Here is a 629-nt window from a genome sequence, read left to right as displayed (position 1 = left end):
GGTCAAGCGGGCCGTCTTCGCCGCTTATGCCGAAATCGAGCCGCAAGACACATGAGCGAACAGGCACTTTATTTCAACGGTAGTTTCTGGCGTGCGCTTCTGAAAAACGAACAGGCCACGCGCTTTCTCGAGGAACTATGGCGCAGGTCCGGTGGCGCTCCGGCTGTTGATATCAACCTTAATCAGGTTGTCGAGGAAGTCACTCAGATAGACAACTCAACCACAGTGCATGGAGTCAGCCCGCACCAGGTCAGGGTCGTTGCAATTCAGCTTGTCAACGAATCCCAGGGTGACGACGCGGAAGCACTGCGCTCACAAATCAAGAAACTGGAGCGCCGCATAACAGAGCTGGAGGATCAGCAGTGAGTACCAACACATACCCGGTGTTTTTTAACAGCATTATGCTGGAAGACACAATATCGACCCTGTACGCGGTGCCAAGCTCGCCTAGCGGGACGATATTGCAAAACCTGCAAATAAAGATAACCAACACCACATCGGCAACACGGACAGTCTCAGTCTATGCCGTGCCGGTTTCCAGCAGCCCGGCCCCAGACAATGCCGTCGCGCTGAATATGTCTATCCCCCCAAATGATTACATTCTGCTACCGGTTGAGCGCCTGGCCAAT

At 53.7% G+C, this 629-nt stretch carries 2 protein-coding genes; both read left to right on the top strand.

The genetic code is table 11. From position 1 onward, the window contains the following. The coding region (locus Q5Y71_RS17100; protein WP_306043275.1) for a hypothetical protein at nt 1-366 on the top strand (366 nt) is incomplete at its 5' end. Beyond that, the coding region (locus tag Q5Y71_RS17095) for a hypothetical protein (RefSeq protein ID WP_306043273.1) at nt 363-629 on the top strand (267 nt) is incomplete at its 3' end. The genes Q5Y71_RS17100 and Q5Y71_RS17095, both read left to right, overlap by 4 nt.

The organism is Microbulbifer sp. 2205BS26-8 (assembly GCF_030731025.1).
Lineage (GTDB): Bacteria > Pseudomonadota > Gammaproteobacteria > Pseudomonadales > Cellvibrionaceae > Microbulbifer > Microbulbifer spongiae.
Note: the sequence above shows the minus strand (reverse complement) of the source record. Positions and strands in the feature narration are given on the sequence as shown.